A 387-nucleotide genomic window follows, 5' to 3' on the forward strand; every position below is an offset into this window, starting at 1 on the left:
ATCGGAACGGCAGCCTTTGTCGGGACAGGCAATAGCCTTGCCAACACGATCACTGGTGGTGTCGGCAACGACACGCTGAATGGCGGGGCTGGTGCCGATAGCTTGATCGGCGGAGCGGGCAGCGACATCTATATCGTCGATGATCTGGCCGACGTGGTCACCGAAGGGCTGAATGAAGGGACCGATCTGATCAGGACGGTGCTTTCTTCCTATGCCTTGACCAATATTGCCAATGTCGAAAACCTGGCTTTCATCGGCACCGGCGATTTTATCGGCACCGGCAATGCGCTCGCCAACACGATCATCGGCGGCGCCGGCAACGATCTGCTGGACGGCGGCGCCGGCAATGACGTGCTGAACGGCGGAGCGGGCAACGACATCTATGTG

At 59.4% G+C, this 387-nt stretch carries 1 protein-coding gene; it reads left to right on the forward strand.

The genetic code is table 11. The features are described from left to right. The coding region (locus GR198_RS36465) for a calcium-binding protein (RefSeq protein WP_164070491.1) at nucleotides 1–387 on the forward strand (387 nt) is incomplete at both ends.

Source organism: Rhizobium leguminosarum, assembly GCF_010668065.1.
GTDB classification, from domain to species: domain Bacteria; phylum Pseudomonadota; class Alphaproteobacteria; order Rhizobiales; family Rhizobiaceae; genus Rhizobium; species Rhizobium leguminosarum_S.